Origin of the sequence: Actinomycetospora sp. TBRC 11914 (genome assembly GCF_012933465.1) — a bacterium.
Lineage (GTDB): Bacteria > Actinomycetota > Actinomycetes > Mycobacteriales > Pseudonocardiaceae > Actinomycetospora.
Window position 1 is genome coordinate 457,142 of the sequence record NZ_JABBND010000001.1, and the last position, 17,233, is coordinate 474,374.

19 protein-coding genes and 2 pseudogenes are annotated in these 17,233 nt (G+C 73.6%); 7 read left to right on the forward strand and 14 right to left on the reverse strand.

The window, feature by feature from the left end; all coding sequences use genetic code 11:
- Positions 1-48: 48 nt before the first annotated feature.
- The 5 genes from HH311_RS02200 (at position 49) to HH311_RS02220 (ending at position 5,324) form a co-directional block, all read left to right on the forward strand.
- Positions 49-1,890, forward strand: a complete 1,842-nt coding sequence (locus HH311_RS02200) for an HNH endonuclease signature motif containing protein (RefSeq protein WP_169181929.1) — start codon at positions 49-51, stop codon at positions 1,888-1,890.
- Positions 1,891-1,974: 84 nt separating this feature from the next.
- A complete protein-coding gene (locus HH311_RS02205) occupies positions 1,975-3,216 on the forward strand; it encodes a glycoside hydrolase family 1 protein (RefSeq protein ID WP_169181930.1) in 1,242 nt (413 codons plus the stop codon).
- 67 nt (positions 3,217-3,283) lie between these two features.
- Positions 3,284-4,072, forward strand: a complete 789-nt coding sequence (locus HH311_RS02210; RefSeq protein WP_169181931.1) for an SDR family oxidoreductase — start codon at positions 3,284-3,286, stop codon at positions 4,070-4,072.
- Between the two features lie 15 nt (positions 4,073-4,087).
- Positions 4,088-4,525, forward strand: a complete 438-nt coding sequence (locus HH311_RS02215) for an SRPBCC family protein (RefSeq protein WP_312029888.1) — start codon at positions 4,088-4,090, stop codon at positions 4,523-4,525.
- 94 nt (positions 4,526-4,619) lie between these two features.
- The gene (locus HH311_RS02220) at positions 4,620-5,324 is read left to right on the forward strand and encodes an RraA family protein (protein ID WP_169181933.1); all 705 of its coding nucleotides are present in this window, start codon (positions 4,620-4,622) and stop codon (positions 5,322-5,324) included.
- 18 nt (positions 5,325-5,342) lie between these two features.
- Here the strand turns inward: HH311_RS02220 and HH311_RS02225 are convergent, their stop codons facing one another.
- From HH311_RS02225 to HH311_RS02275, 11 genes and pseudogenes are all read right to left on the reverse strand, one after another.
- Positions 5,343-5,669 carry a YrhK family protein gene (locus HH311_RS02225; RefSeq protein WP_169181934.1) on the reverse strand — a complete coding sequence of 109 codons (327 nt, stop codon included), beginning with the start codon at positions 5,667-5,669 and terminating at the stop codon, positions 5,343-5,345.
- Between the two features lie 44 nt (positions 5,670-5,713).
- Entirely contained in the window at positions 5,714-6,004 is a 291-nt protein-coding gene (locus HH311_RS02230; protein ID WP_211189471.1) for a gas vesicle protein K, read from the reverse strand.
- Positions 5,991-6,212, reverse strand: a complete 222-nt coding sequence (locus tag HH311_RS02235; RefSeq protein ID WP_211189578.1) for a gas vesicle protein — start codon at positions 6,210-6,212, stop codon at positions 5,991-5,993. The genes HH311_RS02230 and HH311_RS02235 overlap by 14 nt, the downstream gene beginning before the upstream one ends.
- Positions 6,213-6,235: 23 nt before the next feature.
- Positions 6,236-7,003, reverse strand: coding sequence for a GvpL/GvpF family gas vesicle protein (locus HH311_RS02240; protein WP_169181936.1), 768 nt, complete (start codon positions 7,001-7,003; stop codon positions 6,236-6,238).
- A gap of 194 nt (positions 7,004-7,197) precedes the next feature.
- Positions 7,198-7,581, reverse strand: a pseudogene (locus HH311_RS31260) (gas vesicle protein); the annotation flags it as partial.
- Between the two features lie 51 nt (positions 7,582-7,632).
- Complete coding sequence (gvpO, locus tag HH311_RS33050) at positions 7,633-8,880, reverse strand: gas vesicle protein GvpO (protein WP_312029889.1); 1,248 nt, start codon at positions 8,878-8,880, stop codon at positions 7,633-7,635.
- The gene (locus HH311_RS02255; protein ID WP_169181937.1) at positions 8,877-9,125 is read right to left on the reverse strand and encodes a gas vesicle protein GvpG; all 249 of its coding nucleotides are present in this window, start codon (positions 9,123-9,125) and stop codon (positions 8,877-8,879) included. The genes gvpO and HH311_RS02255 overlap by 4 nt, the downstream gene beginning before the upstream one ends.
- A gap of 2 nt (positions 9,126-9,127) precedes the next feature.
- Positions 9,128-9,946 carry a GvpL/GvpF family gas vesicle protein gene (locus HH311_RS02260; RefSeq protein WP_169181938.1) on the reverse strand — a complete coding sequence of 273 codons (819 nt, stop codon included), beginning with the start codon at positions 9,944-9,946 and terminating at the stop codon, positions 9,128-9,130.
- Complete coding sequence (gvpJ, locus tag HH311_RS02265; protein WP_169181939.1) at positions 9,943-10,326, reverse strand: gas vesicle protein GvpJ; 384 nt, start codon at positions 10,324-10,326, stop codon at positions 9,943-9,945. Before gvpJ ends, HH311_RS02260 begins: the two co-directional genes overlap by 4 nt.
- A 68-nt stretch (positions 10,327-10,394) precedes the next feature.
- A complete protein-coding gene (locus HH311_RS02270) occupies positions 10,395-11,618 on the reverse strand; it encodes an SRPBCC family protein (RefSeq protein WP_169181940.1) in 1,224 nt (407 codons plus the stop codon).
- The gene (locus HH311_RS02275) at positions 11,615-12,679 is read right to left on the reverse strand and encodes a hypothetical protein (RefSeq protein WP_169181941.1); all 1,065 of its coding nucleotides are present in this window, start codon (positions 12,677-12,679) and stop codon (positions 11,615-11,617) included. Before HH311_RS02275 ends, HH311_RS02270 begins: the two co-directional genes overlap by 4 nt.
- 453 nt (positions 12,680-13,132) lie before the next feature.
- On the opposite strand from HH311_RS02275, the gene HH311_RS02280 reads away from it, so the two are divergent.
- Positions 13,133-13,603 (forward strand): hypothetical protein, encoded by a 471-nt coding sequence (locus HH311_RS02280; protein WP_169181942.1) that lies wholly within the window; start codon positions 13,133-13,135, stop codon positions 13,601-13,603.
- Between the two features lie 4 nt (positions 13,604-13,607).
- Here HH311_RS02280 and HH311_RS02285 read toward each other — a convergent pair.
- Both HH311_RS02285 and HH311_RS02290 read right to left on the reverse strand, forming a co-directional pair.
- Positions 13,608-14,405 (reverse strand): annotated as a pseudogene (locus tag HH311_RS02285) (SDR family oxidoreductase).
- Positions 14,406-14,565: 160 nt separating this feature from the next.
- Positions 14,566-15,411, reverse strand: coding sequence for an endonuclease/exonuclease/phosphatase family protein (locus HH311_RS02290; RefSeq protein WP_211189474.1), 846 nt, complete (start codon positions 15,409-15,411; stop codon positions 14,566-14,568).
- Between the two features lie 52 nt (positions 15,412-15,463).
- On the opposite strand from HH311_RS02290, the gene HH311_RS02295 reads away from it, so the two are divergent.
- Positions 15,464-16,045 carry a nucleotidyltransferase gene (locus tag HH311_RS02295; protein WP_169181944.1) on the forward strand — a complete coding sequence of 194 codons (582 nt, stop codon included), beginning with the start codon at positions 15,464-15,466 and terminating at the stop codon, positions 16,043-16,045.
- Here HH311_RS02295 and HH311_RS02300 read toward each other — a convergent pair whose 3' ends face one another.
- On the reverse strand, positions 16,046-17,227 hold the full coding sequence (locus HH311_RS02300; RefSeq protein WP_169181945.1) for a zinc-dependent alcohol dehydrogenase: 1,182 nt from the start codon (positions 17,225-17,227) through the stop codon (positions 16,046-16,048). It abuts the gene before it with no gap.
- Positions 17,228-17,233 lie beyond the last annotated feature (6 nt).

Below are 17,233 nucleotides of genomic sequence, written 5' to 3' on the forward strand. Positions count from 1 at the left end.
TCCGTTTGCCCGCTTCCGTGGTTCGAACATGTGTTCGATACTGGGTGCGTGGCCGCTCCTGCTGAGCCTCCCGGATGGGAGGACGACATCCCGGACTCGGTGCTCGACGCCGAGCTGGCGGCCTTCGACGCCTCGCTGCGCGGCCCGCTGCCCGAAGAGCAATGGGGCGGGTGGATCGACGACGAGCTCTCCGCGTTGATCGACGCCGAGCTCGACCGGTCCCAGGGCGCCGATCCCGGCTGGGCGGTGCCGGGGGTGTCTGCGGCCGACGACGATGACGGCGGGTTGTCGGCGGCGTCGCGGGCGGTGCTCGCCGAGCTCTCGGCGGCGTGGACGGCGCTGCGGCACGCGCACGCCCACTGCTACCGGGCCCTGGCGGCGTTGGCGGCGTCGGACGCGCTGGCCGAGTCCGGCTACCGGTACGCCTCCCGGCTGCTGGAGGACCAGCTGCGCATCGACCCCGCCGAAGCCACCCGCCTGGCCCGCCACGCCCGGGTCCTGACCGGCTCGGTGTCACCGTCCGGGGCGGTGGTGGCGGCGGAGCTGCCCGCGACCGCCGAACACGTGTGGGACGGGGTGATCGGTCCCGGCCACGTCGAGGTGATCCGCCGGAGCATGGACCGCCTCGGGCTCGTGCAACCCGCCCTGCCCGCCGAGGTGCTGGCCACCACCGAGGCCGAACTCGCTCAGCTGGCAGCCACCCACAGCCCCGCCGCGCTGGCCCAGGCCGCGACCGCGATCCTGGCGTTGCTCGACCCCGATGGCACCGCCCCCACCGACACCCCGGCCCCGGACAACGAGCTGCACTACCTGCGGCGGCGCAACGGCAGTCTGGTCGGCCGGTTCACCTACCGCGACCCCGCCGCCGCCGAAGCCCTGCACACCGCGCTGTCAGCGGCGACCCCACCACCGGACCAGGTCCCCGACGACCACCCCGCCCCCGACAGCGGTACCCGCGGCGGTATCGGCACGGGGCCGCGGGGCTACAGCGCCGACGAGGCCGCGCTGCACACCCTGCCCGCCCGCCGCGCCCACGCCCTGCTCGACCTCGCCACCGAAGCCCTCACCCGCGGCCTCAACATCAGCCCCACCGACGAGCCCAGCAACGGCGAGCCCAGCAGCGCCGAGCCCGGCACCGGTGAGCCGGAGGACACCACCGCCGCCGGCATCTTCCCCGACCTCGACGAGAACCCCGAAACCGACGCCGGGGCCGGTGCCGACGACGACGAGGACGAGGACGAGGACGAGGACGAGGACGAGGACGCCGCCGGGCACGCGGAAAACCCGGCCGACAGTCTCACCGACCCGCCATCCACGGCGCCGCCGCAGTGGACCCGCGCCGACGTCGAAGGCGGGGAACGGGTCGCGCTCACCCTCACCCTGAACTACCAAACCCTGCGCGCGGCGCTGTCGAGCCTGCCCGAGGCCACCACCAGCCCCGGCGACGGCCACACCGGCCGACTCGCCCTGCTCGGCGAGAACACCTGGATCCGCCCCGACACCGCCCGCCGACTGGCCTGCGACGCCGAACTGATCCCCCTCGTCCTCGGCACCCAGGGCGAACCCCTCGACCTCGGCCGCAGCCACCGCCTGGTCACCCGCGCCCTACGCCGCGCCGTGATCGCCCGCGACCGCCACTGCGCCCACCCCGGCTGCCGCCGCCGCGCCCGCCGCTGCCAGGTCCACCACATCCGCCACTGGGCCGACGACGGCGACACCAGCCTCGACAACTGTGTGCTGCTCTGCAGCTACCACCACAGCCTGATCCACCACTCCGGCTGGCACGTCCACACGGTCGACGGACTGCCGTGGTTCACCCCACCCACCTACATCGACCCCCAGCAAAGACCACGCCACAACCGCCCCTGGCACACCACCCCGGCCGCCTGACCCCCTGCTGGCGCGCCGGCGCCTCCCGACGGCAGGATCAGCGCATCCCGGACCGTCAGCGCGCCGGGCTGGGAGAGGAGCGCGATGCGGAGCTTCCCGGGCGACTTCCTGTGGGGCAGCAGCACCGCCGCCCACCAGGTCGAGGGAGGCAACCACCACAACGACTGGTGGGACTGGGAGCACGACCCCGCCTCCCCCGCCGTCGAGTCCTCCGGTGACGCGATCGACCACCTGCACCGGTACGACGAGGACTTCGCGCTGCTCGCGTCGCTGGGCCAGAACGCGCACCGGCTCTCGCTGGAGTGGTCGCGCATCGAGCCGGCGCCGGACGAGTTCTCGCAGGTCGCGCTCGACCACTACGCGCGGGTGCTGGACAGCCTCGCCGACCACGGGCTCACCGGGTTCGTCACGCTCTACCACTTCACCCTGCCCCGCTGGTTCGCCGCGCGGGGCGGGTGGCTGGCCGACGACGCCCTGGACGTCTTCGGGCGCTTCGTGGAGCGGGTGGCCGGGACGCTCGGCGACCGCATCCCCTACGCGTGCACGGTCAACGAGCCGCAGATCGTCGCGCTCGGGAGCTACCTCAACGGCGAGTTCCCGCCCGGCCACCGCGACGCCGGCGAGGCGATCGCGGTGAACGCGACGCTCGGGCAGGCGCACCGCACGGCCGTCGCCGCCCTGCGGGCCGGGCGCGGCACCCCGCGCATCGGGACCTGCCTGCACCTGCCCTACCTGGAGCCGCTGCGCCCGGGCGACGAGGCCGACGAGGCCGCCGCCGGGATGGCGCGCGCCGTGATGGTCGACCACCACCTCGACGACCTGCGGGCGGGTGGCGACGTCGGCGACTGGGTGGGGCTGCAGTACTACACGCGCACCCGCATGGACGCCTCCGGCGGCGCGCTCGACACGGCGCCACCACCGGAGGGCGCCGAGACCACGCTGATGGGCTGGGAGGTGTTCCCGGCCGGGCTCGGCACGATGTTGCGCCGGATCGCCGAGGCCGGGCTGCCCGTCGTCGTCACCGAGAACGGCATCGCCACCGCCGACGACGACCAGCGGGTGCGCTACCTCGAGAGCCACCTCGCCGAGCTCGCCCGGGTGCTGGCCGAGGGGGTGGACGTGCGCGGCTACCTCTACTGGTCCTCCTTCGACAACTTCGAGTGGGCCCGCGGGTACGCGCCGACGTTCGGCCTCGTCGGCGTGGACCGGGCCGACGGGTTCCGGCGGGTCCCGCGCCGCAGCGCGGAGCTGTTCGGCGAGGTGGCGCGCAGCGGGGACCTCGCAGCGCTGCGCGCGGCGAGCGGGACCACGCCCAGCCCCTCCTGAACCCCCGGACCCCACCCTGGCCAGGTTCGGTGTTTGGCGCCGGGCCGCCCGCCGGGTAGCTCCGGTCATGACTGACGACCGACCACTCGCCCTGGTCACGGGCGCCTCGCACGGGATCGGCGCCGAACTGGCGCGGGTGTTCGCCGAGCACGGGCACGACCTCGTGGTCACGGCCGAGGACACCGCCATCGGGGACGCCGCGGAGCGGCTGCGCCGCTACGGCACCGACGTGCAGGCCGTCCAGGCGGACCTCTCCGACCCGAAGGGGGTCGAGGAGGTCGACCACGCCGTCGTCGCGACCGGTCGCCCCCTGGAGGCGGCCGCGCTCAACGCGGGGGTGGGCAGCGGCGGCTCGTTCGTGGAGTCGAACCTCGTCGACGAGCTGCGCCTGGTCGACCTCAACGTGCGGTCCACCGTGCACCTCGCGCACCGGGTGCTCGGCCCGATGGTGACCCGCGGTCGCGGTCGGGTGCTGGTGACGTCGTCGATCGCCTCGACGATGCCCGGCTCGTACCAGGCCGTGTACAACGCCTCCAAGTCGTTCGTGCAGTCGTTCACCGAGGCGGTGAACGACGAGCTGCGCGGCACCGGGGTCACGATGACCTCGCTCATGCCCGGCCCCACGGCGACCGACTTCTTCCGCCGGGCCGGGAGCCTCTCCGAGAGCGTCATGGGTCGGATGCCCAAGGACGACCCGGCCAAGGTCGCCCGCCAGGGCTACGACGCCCTGATGGCCGGCCGGACCGCGGTCGTCGGCGGCTCGCCGCTCGTGCAGGCGCAGGCCGCGATCGCCGGGGTGCTCCCCGACCAGGTCAAGGCCGTCGCGCACCGGCTCGTCGCGCGGCCGCGGGGCTGAGCCGTGGAACCCGAGGTGGGACGGGACGTGCACACCGACGCCGGGTCGGTGTGGGAGGTGCTGGCCGACGGCTGGGCCTACCCGCTGTGGGTGGTCGGCGCGACGCACATGCGCGACGTCGACGACGACTGGCCATCGGTCGGCTCCCGCCTGCACCACAGCGTGGGCATGTGGCCGTTCCAGCTGAGCGACAACACCGAGGTCCTCGCGGTCGAGCCGGGCCGGCGCCTCGAGCTGCTGGCCCGGGCGTGGCCGGTGGGGTCGGCCCGGGTGCGGCTGACGATCGAGCCGCGCGGCCCCGAGGGCTGCCACGTGCGGATGTGGGAGGCGGCCGCCGACCCGCCGTGGCGGTGGGTGCCCGACTGGGCGCAGGCGCCCGGGCTGTTGCCGCGCAACACCGAGAGCCTCAGCCGGCTCGCGGACGTCGCCGAGCACCGCCACCGTCCCTGCTGACGCCGATCGCCCCGCGCCTGACCGGAGGAGGCGGACCCGGCCGCGCTACGGCAGGCTCGCGCGTGCCCTGCCCGCGGGAGAACCGGAGACGGCGATGAGCAAGTCGCACCCCCAGCAGTGGGAGATCGTGACCGACGACCACCGGCCGGACCCGTCGGCGGTCGCCGCGATCGCGGCCCTCCCCACGACCCAGCTGGCGGACTGCGGCGGACCGGTCGCGGTGGTCGGGCCCGGCATCGCCCGGGTCGCGGGCGGTGCCGAGTTCTGCGGTCCCGCGCTCACGGTGTGGACGAAGCCCGGCGACATCCTCTACGTGCTCAAGGCCCCCGACCTCGCCCGACCCGGCGACGTGCTCGTCGTCGACGGCGGCGGGCGCACCGACGCGGCCGTCCTCGGCGACATCGTCTCCGGGGTGCTGAGCCGGGCCGGCGTCGTCGGGACGGTCGTCGACGGGGCCGTCCGGGACGTCGAGGGCATCGACGAGGTCGGCACGCCCACGTTCGCGCGCGGCGCCCACCCCGCCACCGGCTCCAACGAGGGCCCCGGCGCGATCAACGTGACCGTGCAGGTCGGCGGCGTGACCGTGCACCCCGGCGACGTCGTACGCGGCGACGCCAGCGGCGTGGTCGTCGTGCCGCGCGAGCACCTCGACGAGGTCGCCGCCCTGAGCCGGGCCGTCGACCGGCGCGAGACCGCGTGGCTGGCCACGATCCGCGACGGCGCCACCCTCTCCGCCGCCACCGGCATCGACGAGGTCATCCGGCAGAAGCGGCAGGGTGCGGGGGTGGAGCTGCCCTGACGGGACCCGACCGCCGCGTCAGAAGTCGCGCGCGACCTCGGACGGCATGCCGCGCGTGACCCGTCGCAGCTGGACCCGCCGGGACAGCCGGATGGCGGGCCGGATGCCCAGCATCACGCTGCCGATCACGAACAGGGTGACGCCGAGGTTGAACAGCGACTCCCAGTAGAAGGCGACGCTGCCGACGGTGAAGAACACCGCGATCGCGATCTCGTTCGCGATGCTGATGATCTCGTAGCGCTGGCGCAGGACGATCTCGCGATCGCCCAGCTCCAGGGTGACCGCACCCCCGCCGCCTTCCTCGGGCCCGTCGTCCTGGTCGTCGGTGGTGGTCACCTCGCTCATGACGCGCCTGCTACCCGGAAACCGACGAACCGCACACCCCGACGTCAGCGGTCGCGCGGCAGGAGCGGTCCGAGCGGACCGAGGTCGAGGTTGAGGTCCTCCTGGGTGAGCCCGAACTGCTCGGTCAGCTCGTCCATCGCCTCCTGCAGGTGCATCAGCGCCATCCCGAGGTCCTCCTCCTGCTCCTCGGTCACGTCGCCGTTCTCGACGCGGCGGATGGCCTGGCGCTCCATCAGCTGCCGCAGCAGCTCGACGATGGTGAGGACGAGCTTCATCAGGTCGCGGCGCACCGCGTCCTTGTCGATCTCCACCCGTGACGGGTCACCGGAGGCCATCGCGCTCCTCGACCGCCAGCTCGCGCGGCCCCGGCGCCGGCGCGATCGAGGTGACGAGGGCCCGCAACGACACCCGCACCAGGTCGACACCGGCGAGCGAGATCGTGATGTCGCCGGTGAGGACCACCCCGCCCGCGAGGAGACGGTCGAGGATGTCGACCAGCGCGACCTCGCGGTCCCCGAACAACGACGTGGACCGGGGCTCCAGGACGGGCTCGAGCTCGGCACCCGTCACGACGTGCCCTCCAGCGCGGCGAAGGAGTACGGCACCCACGGCCCGGTGAGCTCGACCCGCACGCGGGGGTGCTCGGACCACGACCCGACCAGTGAGGTCAGCTGACCGGCCGCGCCGGCGTCGACGAGGTAGGCGCCGTTGAGGACCATCCGCTCGGACCGGCCCGTCAGCGACTGCTCCTGGGGGCGGTGGCGCCGCGACGCCACGGCCAGCGCCCGCACGGCCTCGTCGATCTCCTCGGCGTCGGCCTCGGCCCGCGCCACCGCCTGGTCGCCCTCGCGCAGCGCCTGCCGTCGGGACCGCAGGTACTCCGCGCCGGTCTTCGGACGCTCCGTGCCCGGCTGCTCGCGGCCGCCGCCGGAGCGCATCGAGACCTTCACGCCCCACTCGGCGCGACCCTCCAACCGATCGAGCACCGCGGTGAACGCGGCGGCGCCGTCGGTGAGCAGGGTGCGCACGCGGTCGTCGTCGAAGTAGACGGTCGCCAGCGAGAGCGGCGCGATCGTGCGGCGGCTGCCGATGGTGTCGACGACGTGGTGGTGGGCCCGCGCGGTCGCGGCGAGCCAGCCGAGGTCCTCGAGGCGGTCGTCGAGGGACAGGGCCTCGAACTCCTCGCGGGGCACGTCGCCGACGACGGCCTGCAGCCCGCCCGCGACGACGAGCCGGGGGTCGCCCTCGCCGACGCCGGCCCCGGCGAGACCCTCGAGGTCGGCGTCGCCGAGGTCCCGGCCGACCGCGTAGACGTAGCTCAGCGCGTCGCTCATCGCCGGCCCTCCGTGCGGCGGGCGGGACGACGCCGCGGGGCCGAGCGACGCGCACCGTTGCCACGGCGTGCGCGGGCCTCGTCCGGCTCGTCTTCCGCTTCGACTCCGTCGTCGGGCTCGTCGTCCGGTTCGTCGTCGGCGACCTCGGCGTCCTCGACCTCGTCGTCGGCCGGCTCGAGGGCGTCGTCGTCGACGGGCACGCCCTCGAGCTCGGCGTCGTCCTCGTCGCTCCCCGGGAGCCCGCGGCGCTCCAGGGTCTCGAGGCGCTCGCGCAGCCGGCGGTTCTCCTCCTCGAGCTCCTTGTGGCCGGAGGAGAGGGTGGGATCGCGCTCCCACCAGTCGATGCCCATCTCCTTCGCGCGGTCGACCGACGCCACGACGAGGCGCAGCTTGATCGTCAGCAGCTCGATGTCGAGCAGGTTGATCTGGATGTCGCCGGCGATGACGATGCCCTTGTCCAGGACCCGTTCGAGGATGTCGGCGAGGTCGGTGCCGCTGTTGCGCGGCTGCGGGCTCGCCGCCTGCTGCTGCTGGCGCGTCGCCGGCATCGAGCCGGTCCAGCGGACCGGGTCACTCATGGGTTCCCTCCGTCAGCCGGGGAGTGCGGGGAGCTCGGGAGGCGGGATGCGTCACTCGTCGTCGCCACGCCCGCGGTTGTAGCGCCGGGTCCGGCGGTAGCTGATGAGGTCGCCGTCGGCGTCCATCTCGACCTCGTAGCTCGCGAGCAGGTCCGTCGAGTCGGGGATGCGCCGGCTCTCCACGACCTCGAGCCCGACCGTCCAGCCGTCGGCCGACTTGTGCACCGACGTGACGCTCTCGCTCTCCTTGCCGGTCATCTCCATGACCTGCTCGGCGGCCATCCGGGCGACGGCACGGGCGGTGAGCTTCTTCGGCGGGGCCGGTTCGGGTTCCGGCTCGTCCTCGTACTCGTCGTCGTCGTACTCGTCGTCCAGGTCGTCGTCGTACTCGTCGTCCTCGGGCTCCGGTTCGGGCTCCGGCTCCCGACGACGGGTCCCGCGGCGGGACCGTCGCGACGTTCCTCCTCCGGAGTCCGCACGACGACGACGTGGCCGTTCCTGCTCGGGCTCCTCCGGCTCGTCGTCCTCGTCGTCCTCGTCGTCGAGGTCCTCGGGTTCGTCCTCGGGCTCGGGCTCGGGTTCCCGGCGGCGGGATCGGCGGCTGCGGGACGAGCCGTTGCTCGATGACGCGCGGCGGCGAGGCCGCTCCTGATCGGTGGCGGCGGGCTCGTCGTCCTCGTCGTCCAGGTCGTCATCGACGTCCTCGGGCTCCGGCTCCGTCCGACGGGACCGGCGACGGCGAGGCCGCTCCTGATCGGTAGCGGCCGGCTCGTCGTCCTCGTCGTCCAGGTCGTCGGGTTCGTCCTCGGGCTCCGGCCGACGGGACCGGCGACGGCGAGGCCGCTCCTGATCGGTGGCGGCCGGCTCGTCGTCCTCGTCGTCCAGGTCGTCGGGTTCGTCCTCGGGCTCGGGCTCCGGGCGGCGGGACCGGCGACTGCGGGACGAGCCGTTGCTCGATGACGCGCGGCGGCGAGGCCGCTCCTGATCGGTGGCGGCGGGCTCGTCGTCCTCGTCGTCGATGTCCTCGACGACGTCCGGTTCCGGCTCCCGCTCCGCCACGGCCGTGCGGGAGCCCCGCCGGCTGCGGCGGGACGAGCCCTCGCCCGACGCGGCGGCACGACGACGACGCGGCCGCTCCTGGGCCGCGTCGTCGCCGTCCGTCGCGCGGGAGCGCTCGTCGTCCGCCCCGTCCTCGGAGCGGTGCACGCCGTTGGTGCGCTGCGTGCCGTTCGTGCGGGAGCCGTGGCGACGCCGCCGGTCGGAGTCGGCCAGCGGGTCGCGGCGACCGGGTCGGGTCACGTCGGCCCTCCCCCACCGGACTCCCGCCCGGTGAGCCGCGCGAGGAGCTCGTCCTGCTGGGCGTCACGCTCCTCGGCGGAGATCTCTCCGCGCTCGTGCTGGGCGTCGAGGTCGTCGATCTGGGCGCGGATGACCCCCGGGTCGTTCATCTGGTGGTCGACCTGCTCCTCGATCTTCTCGGCCACCCACACCACGCCCCGGACCGGTGCCAGCGGCAGGAGCAGCAGTTCGCTGAAGAGCCCCACGCTCAGCCGCCCTCCTCGTCGGGTGCGTCGTACTCGGGCAGGAAGTCGAAGCACGCGGTCGGGCCGAGCAGACGCAGGTCGACCCGGCCGGACCATTCGTCACCGAGGTCGTCGACGGCGCGCTCGAAGTCGGTGCGGTGATCGCGCCGCACCAGGAACGCGACGTGCACCGCCCCGTTCTCGCCGCCGACCTCCTTGACGACGGTGGCCCGCGCGTACCGCTCGAGCGCGTCGAGCACGGCGTTCGCGTCGTTCTCGCGCAGCGTGTCCATCGCCTGGGAGATGGCTTCGCCGAGCTTGATGCGGTCGTAGTAGGACGCATCCTCGTCGACCCCGCGGATCCGCTCGCGCAGATCCTGGATCGCGGGGTTCTCCTCCACGATCCTGCCGATCACGACGTCTTCCTCGTAGTCGCCGCGCAGGGAGAACTGCACGTAGTCCGCGATCTCGTCGAGGGCCTGCACGAAGTAGTCCCGGTGCGGGTCGAGCAGTTCCTCCCGCACCGCGTCGTCGTCGCTGACGACCGCCCCGAACCGCATGGGCAGCACCGGGACCTCGGCCGCGATCGCGTTCAGCACCCGCTCGTGGGCGAGCAGGTCCTCCCGCCTGCCGAGCGGACGGTCCGTGGCGATGTCGCTGACCACCGCCGCGAGCGGTCCGGAGCTCACCAGCCCCAGCCCGTGCTCGGCGTCCTCGGCACCCGGTGGCACCGGGTCGAGGTCCTCCGGGATGCGCTGCCCGGAGCGCAGGATCCCGTAGACGTACGACCCGATGTTCTCCGGCTGGGTCTCCTCCGCCGACTCCTTCGTCTTCGCGCTCATCGCTCACTCTTCGAGGTCTGCCGCTCGGAGCGGATCTCGTCCCACTTCTCCTTGCCCGCGTCGAGCATGCCCTTCGTCTTGCCCTTGGCGCCGCCCTGCGTGGCGCCCTCGGTCATGCCGCCCACGACCTGACCGAGATCCTTGCCCCCCTTGGCGTGCAGGTCGAGCCGGTTGGTCGCCTCGGCGAACCGGAGATACGTGTCGACGCTGGCCACCACGATGCGGGCGTCGATGGTCAGGATCTCGATGCCGACCAGGGAGACCTTGACGAAGGCGTCGATGACGAGGCCCTTGTCGAGGATCAGGTCGAGCACCTCGGCCAGCCCACCTTGGGGAGCCTTCTGCACCCCGCCGCCGCCCTGCCGTTGACTGACGGTCACACCGCCTCCTCGGGTGAAACGCCCCGTCCCCGGCCGCCTGCGCGGCGACCGGGGGCGGAGCAGTGACTTCAGGCGTTCGCGCGCTCTGCTCGACGCGACCGCCTGCGGGCCGGACGTCCGTTCGAGCTGCCCGAATCCTCGGCGTCGCCGGCGTCCTCGTCCTCGTCGTCCTCGTCCTCGAAGTCCGCGTCGGAGTCGTCGACGTCCTCGACGTCGTCCTCGTCCTCCGCGACATCGTCGGCGTCCTCGACGTCGTCCAGGTCGGAGTCGTCGAGGTCGTCCTCGGCGACCGGCTCGTCCTCGGGCTCCTCGTCCTCGTCGAGCTCGTCGTCGTAGCCGTCCTCCTCGTCGGCGGCCTCGTCCTCGTAGCCGTCCTCGTCGTACCCCTCCTCGGCGGCCTGCTCCTCCTCCATGGCCTCCTCGTGGGTGCGGACGACCTCGCTGTCACGGATCTCGCCGCGCCAGCCCACGATCTGGTCGCGGTTCACGAGCGAATCCATCATCACGTGCCGGCAGAAGTGCTTGAACTCGAGCCGTGCACGGCGGCCGACTGCCCGCCAGATGTTCCCGGTCTTCTCGAAGAACCCCTGCGGGTAATACTCCATGATGAGCACGATCCGGGTGAGGTTCGGCGCGAGCTCGCTGAACGTCACGATTCCGGAGGCATGGCCCTTGGCGCCCGACGACGTCCACAGGATGTGGGAATCCGGGATCTGCTCGACGATGGTGGTTTCCCACGTCCGGTGCGACCAGAAGACCTGTGCCTTCCACGTCACCTTCTCGTCGGAGCTCTGGTCGACGTTCTCGACCTTCTTCATGAAGCTCGGGAAATCGGCGAACTGCGTCCACTGGTCGTAGGCCAGCCGCAGCGGGACGCCGACGTCCTGCACCTCGAAGATGTTGAGGAACTTGAACTTGCCGCGGGCGCTCTTGTTGCCGCCACCGCCGCCCGAACCGCCGCCCTCGCCCTCCTCGTCGTCGTCGTCCCCGCCGCCGAGGCCGGGCACGACATTGCCGAGCGCACCCTTGAGCTTCGAGCCCGCAGAGGACAGGGCACCGCCGATGCCACCACCGCCGCCGCCCTCGCCGTCGCTTCCGCCGCCGAAGACGTTCGAGAGGCCCTCGCCGCCGTTCTCGGCGACGTCACCGAGGCGGTCGGTGATCCCGTCGACCTGGTCGAGCGCGGCACTCACCGCGCGGTCGATCAGGGTCTTGAGGAGGTCCTGCCCGGCCGACTTCAGGCGGTCGACCGGCAGGGCGTCGAGGGGGGAGGACTGTGCTGTCTGCGTCATGCTCCGTCACCCGCCTTCCTGGACGTGGACGTGCTCCGCCGTGACGAGGTGCCCGACGACGACTTGGTCCGGCTCGACGAGCCCGACCCCGAGCCCGTCGCCCGGCTGCGCCCGCCCGAGGACCCCGACGAGGACCGGGACCCCGACCCGGACCCGGACCCGGACGTGGAGCGCCGCGTGGTCGAGCGCCCGCTGCTGCCGGAGCCGGTGCCGTTGGTGCTCGAACCGCTCGAGCTGCTCGAACCACCCGAGCTGCTCGAACCACCGGAGCTGCCGGTGGCGCGGCGCGCACGCCGTGGGCGCTCCTGGTCGGTGGGCGCGGACTTGCCGTTGCCGGACGAGCGCGACGACGACCCACCACGCGCCGAGCCGTTGCCGGAGCTACCGGAGCGGCCGGACCGGGAGCGCGTCGAGCCGGTGTCCTGGGGCTCCTCGGGCTCGTCGGCGTCCGCCGCGCCCTCGGCGTCGGTGTCCTCGACGTCGTCGGCGTCGTCCACGAGCGCCGCGTCCTCGCCCAGCTCGTCGGAGAGGTCGCCCTCGTCGCCGGCCTCCTCGGTGTCCTCCGGCTCCGGCTCGGGCTCGGCCTTGCGACGACGGCCGACCTTGCTGCGCACCCCGCGCGTCGCCCCGCCCACGGTGCGGCCGGCCGCCCCGACGGTCGAGGTGGCGGCGCCGCCGGCGGCGCTGCCCGCCTTGCCGACGGTCTCACCCGCGGTGCCGGCGGCCTCACCGGCCATGTTCGCGGCGCCGGCGGCGGGCTTGCCGAAGTTCTCGACCCGGTCGACGAGCGAGTCGGTGAGCGACTCCATCCGCGAGCTGGCGACCGCGATCGCGGCGTCCTTGCCGGCCTCCATCAGCCGACCCCGCACCGCGGCGTCGAGACGCTGCAGCTCCGGCGACGCGTTGACGAGCTTCGTCGCCTGACCGAGCAGCGCGGCCGGATCGGTCGGGATCTTGGTGCCGGCGAGAGCGCCTCCCAGCATGATCGCCAGCTTCATCTTCTTCGTGCGACCCAGCAGATATCCGCCGATGACGGCGAGGGCCAGTTTCGCACCACCCATGAGGCGCTACCCCGCTTCCTGGTCTGCAGCCGTCCGACCCGGGCGGCCTCGCGACACGACCCGCAGCCGTGCGTTGACCTCGTCTTTCCCTGGCCGGAATCGGCCGCAAACAGGCGCCCGTAACTTTTCCGCGACGATCTCGGACGCGTTGATCACGGTGATCATCTGCGCGCGGTGCGCCGACCTGCGACATGATCGGATGCGCGGGAACCGCTCAGCCGATCGACCGCGGGAAATTGTGCCGAGCGCTGCCCGAGAAACGTCCGGAAAGTGCAGGGAATGCACGCCCGAACGCCACAGCCTATTAGGCCGTGTGGGTGAAGCAGATCACAGGGCTACGTCTCAGTACGGGCGGGGCAGCCGCCGGCACCGCGCGAGTGCCGCTGCCCGGGGAAGGGAACCCCGCTGCTCGAGCCGCCGAACGGCCGTGCGACGAGCCCCGTGGAGGAAGCGATGAGCGGTCCGACCGACGTCCCCGCCGACGTCCCGCACGTCCCCACCGACGTCCCCGACGACGCCCCGCCGCGACCTCCCGGGTACGGCCCCCACGGGGGCCGGCCCGTCGACCGCGGCCCGCAGGCCGACACCGGGCTCGGCGACGAGGCCCTGGGCCCGGTCGGCGATCCCCGCGACGCCTGGCTGCGCGAGCGCGGTGACGAGCTGCGCTGGGGCGGCCGCCTCGACGTCCCGGCCGGGGCCGCCGGGGCCCCGGTCGGCACGGAGGTCGCGGACCCCGCCGGCCGCACGTGGGCGGTCGAGGGGGACGCGCGCACGATCGGCGAGCGCGGCGTGGTGCTCGAGCCGGAACCGGACCCGTCGTCCCCCGCCGCCGAGCGGCTCGGGGTCCACGGACCCGGCGAAGACGGCGACGGCGGGCCGGGCGGGCCGGGCGGGCCGGGCGGGCCGGGCGGATCCCGACCCTGACTCCTCAGCCGGGCAGGGTCTCCCCGCCGAGCGGCGCGAGGACCTCGCCGCTGTAGTACGACGACAGCCGGTCCGCGGCGAAGAAGACGAACGACGGGGCGATCTCGTCCGGGTCGGCGACGCGCCCGATCGGGGCCTGGGCGCCGAACGAGTCGACCTTGTCCTCCGGCATCGTCGCCGGGATGAGCGGGGTCCAGACCGGTCCCGGGGCCACGCAGTTCACACGGATGCCGCGCGGGAGCAGGACCTGCGACAGCGAGTAGGTCAGCGTGTGCACGCCGCCCTTGGCCGCCGACTAGTCGATGAGCGACTTGTTGCCGCGCAGCCCGTTGACCGAGCCGGTGTTGATGATCGACGAGCCCTCCCCGAGGTGGCGCAGCGCCTGCTTGGTGATCCAGAACACGCTGTGCAGGTTCACCGTGAGGGTGCGTTCCCACTGCTCGTCGGAGAGGTCCTCGAGGTCCGAGACCGGCTCCTGGGTGGCGGCGTTGTTGACCAGGAGGTCGAGGCCGCCGAGCTCGTCGGCGGCCCGGTCGACCATGCGCTTGCAGTGGTCGCGGTCGGCCACGTCGCCGGGCAGCAGCACGCAGCGGCGCCCGCGCTGCTCGACCAGCTTCCGGGTGTGCGTCGCGTCGTCGTCCTCGTCGAGGTAGCTCAGCGCGACGTCCGCGCCCTCCTCGGCGAACGCGACCGCGACCGCACGCCCGATCCCGGAGTCGCCGCCGGTGATCAGCGCCTTGCGCCCCGCCAGCAGGTCGCGCCCGACGTAGCCGGCCATCTCGTCGCGCGGTTCCGGGTCCATGCGCCCGGTGCTGCCGGGGTAGGTCTGGGTCTGCGGGGGCGGCTGCTCGGTCACGGGGAACCTCCGGAACGGGGTGCGGGCAGGGCGGGCACGGCGGGCCGGCGGCTACCCGGCGCGCGGTCGCACGGACACGTCCGTCCCGACGACGGCGGGCGTGGCCTCACGCCCGGCGCAGCGTCACCCCGAGCGCGCGGTGGTCGGAGACGGGCAGGTGGCGGACCTCGCCGTCGGACGCCCGGACCTGCCGCCCGAGCACGTGGTCGAGCTGGGCGCGGGGCTGCGCGGCCGGGAAGGTCGGCCCGGCGGCGAGCCCGGTCAGCCCGCTCACCCACGCCGCGCGGCGCGGTCCGGTGTTGAGGTCCCCCGTGAGCACGAGCGGCCCGGGGCCGACCTCGCGGTCGAGCGCGCGCACGAGGCGGCGCAGCTGCACCAGGTTCCAGCCCGGGATGAACGAGAGGTGGGTGGTGGCGACGGTGACCTCGCCGTCGTCCGTGGCCACCCGCGCCGCCACCGCGACCCGCGGCTCGTCGTGCACCACCGCGGGGTGCAGCGGCCGGCCGACCAGCAGGGGCATCGGCCGGGGCAGCGGCGGGACGCGGACCGCGCGCCACGAGAGCACCGGCAGCCGCGAGATCAGCGCGACGCCGTACGCCGGCTCGCGGGGCGACGGGTCGACGAGGGCCTCGATCCGCTCGGGCGCGGTGGCGGGCAGGGCGGCGGTGGCGTCGGCCGCGGCGTCGCCCGGCCCGCCGGCCCGGTCCTCGTCCGGCGCCGCCGACCACGCGCCGGGCGGCCCGACCAGCGCGGCCGCGAACCGGTGGTCGTCGGCCCCCATCGCCTCGGCCGCGATCCCGGCGAGGTCGGCTCCCCCCGAGCGCTCCTGCCCGCGGTCGACCTCCTGCAGGGCGAGGACGTCCGCGTCGAGCGCGCGGACGGCGGCGGCGAACCGGCCGGGGTCGACCCGGCCGTCGTCGGGGGAGCAGCCGTGCAGCACGTTCCAGGTCACGAGGCGCACGCCCACCGGGTTCCCCGAATGCGACGTCGGGTACCGGTCAGCGGTGATCAACGCACGGGCGGGTCAGCAGGAAGCGCTGAAGCGGGTCGCGGTCGCCCTGCAGGAGGGCGGCGTGTCGTTCGCCCTCGCCGGGGGGTACGCCGCATGGGCCTACGGCGCCCCGGAGCCCGAGCACGACGTCGACGTCGTCGTCGCCGAGGACGAAGCCGCGAGGGCCGCCGAGGTGCTCACGGCGGCCGGGCTCGATGTCCAGCACCCGCCCGAGGACTGGCTGTTCAAGGTCTACACCGACGGCGCCATGGTCGACGTGCTGCACCGGGTCTGCGGACACTCCGTCGGCCCGGAGATGCTGGGCCGGGCGCAGCGCAAGGAGGTCCTCTCGGTCTGGATGCCGGTCAGCGACATCACCGACGTCCTCGTCGGCAAGCTCTGCGCGCTCAACGAGCAGCGCGCCGACCTCAACACCGTGCTCCCGGCGGCCCGGGCCGTGCGCGAGCAGGTCGACTGGGAGCGCGTCGCCGACGAGATCGCCGGCAACGACCTGGCGGTGGCCTGTCTCTACCTGCTGCGCCGGCTCGGGGTGGTGCCGGAGGGCCCCGTCGTCGAACGGACCCTCCGGCTGTGATTAGGGCTTGAGGACGACCTTGATCGCGCCGTCGGCCTTGCGCTGGAAGATGTCGTAGCCGTGCGCGGCCTCCTCCAGCGGCAGCGAGTGCGTCTCGAGGTCCATGACGCCGAGCGGGTCGGACTCGTCCTGCACCAGCGGCAGCAGGTCCGGGATCCAGCGCTTGACGTGGGCCTGCCCCATGGCGAGACGGATCCCCTTGTCGAACATCTTCAGCATCGGCAGCGGGTCGGCCTGCCCGCCGTAGACCCCGGAGAGCGAGACGACGCCGCCACGGCGCACGGCGTCCACGCACCCGATGAGGGCCGCGGTGCGGTCGACACCGGCGACCGACATCAGCGGCGCCGAGATCGCGTCCGGCAGCTTGTTGACGAGCTTCTGCGCGACCTGCGGGATCGGCGAGCCGTGCGCCTCCATCCCGACGGCGTCGATGGCCGAGTCGGTGCCGCGGCCGTCGGTCATGTCCCGCACGGCCGTGGTGACGTCCTGCACGCGGTTCGAGTCGATGACCTCGATGCCGTGCCGGCGGGCCATGGCGAGCCGCTCGGGCACCGAGTCGACCGCGATGGCGCGGTGGCCGAGGTGGCGGGCGATCCGCGCCGACATCTGGCCGATCGGGCCGAGCCCGAAGACCACGACGCTGCCGCCCTTGGGGATGTCGGCGAACGCGACGGCCTGCCAGGCGGTCGGGAGCACGTCGGACAGGTAGAGGTAGCGCTCGTCCGGCCCGGTCTCGGGGACCTTGATGGGCCCGAACTGCGCCTGCGGCACGCGCAGGTACTCGGCCTGACCGCCCGGTACCTGCCCGTAGAGCTTCGTGTAGCCGAACAGCGAGGCGCCCATGCCCTGGTCACGGTTCTGCGTGGTCTCGCACTGGGCGTTGAGCCCGCGCTCGCACATCCAGCAGTGACCGCAGGAGATGTTGAACGGGACGACGACGCGGTCGCCCACCTCCAGCTCGCCGGTCTCCGAGCCGACCTCCTCGACGACCCCCATCGGCTCGTGCCCGAGGATGTCGCCCCGGTCGAGGAACGGCCCGAGCACCTCGTAGAGGTGCAGGTCGGACCCGCAGATCGCGGTGCTGGTGATGCGCACGATCGCGTCGGTCGGAGCCTGGATCTTCGGGTCGGGGACCTCCTGGACCCGGACGTCGCTCTGTCCCTGCCACGTGAGTGCCTTCATGTGTTC

What these genes read in the sequence shown, in the direction of transcription:
- HH311_RS02205 (WP_169181930.1), top strand. Translation starts at nt 1,975, where the DNA reads ATGCGGAGCTTCCCGGGCGACTTCCTGTGGGGCAGCAGCACCGCCGCC.
- HH311_RS02210 (WP_169181931.1), top strand. Translation starts at nt 3,284, where the DNA reads ATGACTGACGACCGACCACTCGCCCTGGTCACGGGCGCCTCGCACGGG.
- HH311_RS02220 (WP_169181933.1), top strand. Translation starts at nt 4,620, where the DNA reads ATGAGCAAGTCGCACCCCCAGCAGTGGGAGATCGTGACCGACGACCAC.
- HH311_RS02225 (WP_169181934.1), bottom strand. Translation starts at nt 5,669, where the DNA reads ATGAGCGAGGTGACCACCACCGACGACCAGGACGACGGGCCCGAGGAA.
- HH311_RS02230 (WP_211189471.1), bottom strand. Translation starts at nt 6,004, where the DNA reads ATGGCCTCCGGTGACCCGTCACGGGTGGAGATCGACAAGGACGCGGTG.
- HH311_RS02240 (WP_169181936.1), bottom strand. Translation starts at nt 7,003, where the DNA reads ATGAGCGACGCGCTGAGCTACGTCTACGCGGTCGGCCGGGACCTCGGC.
- HH311_RS02260 (WP_169181938.1), bottom strand. Translation starts at nt 9,946, where the DNA reads ATGAGCGCGAAGACGAAGGAGTCGGCGGAGGAGACCCAGCCGGAGAAC.
- HH311_RS02270 (WP_169181940.1), bottom strand. Translation starts at nt 11,618, where the DNA reads ATGACGCAGACAGCACAGTCCTCCCCCCTCGACGCCCTGCCGGTCGAC.
- HH311_RS02275 (WP_169181941.1), bottom strand. Translation starts at nt 12,679, where the DNA reads ATGGGTGGTGCGAAACTGGCCCTCGCCGTCATCGGCGGATATCTGCTG.
- HH311_RS02280 (WP_169181942.1), top strand. Translation starts at nt 13,133, where the DNA reads ATGAGCGGTCCGACCGACGTCCCCGCCGACGTCCCGCACGTCCCCACC.
- HH311_RS02300 (WP_169181945.1), bottom strand. Translation starts at nt 17,227, where the DNA reads ATGAAGGCACTCACGTGGCAGGGACAGAGCGACGTCCGGGTCCAGGAG.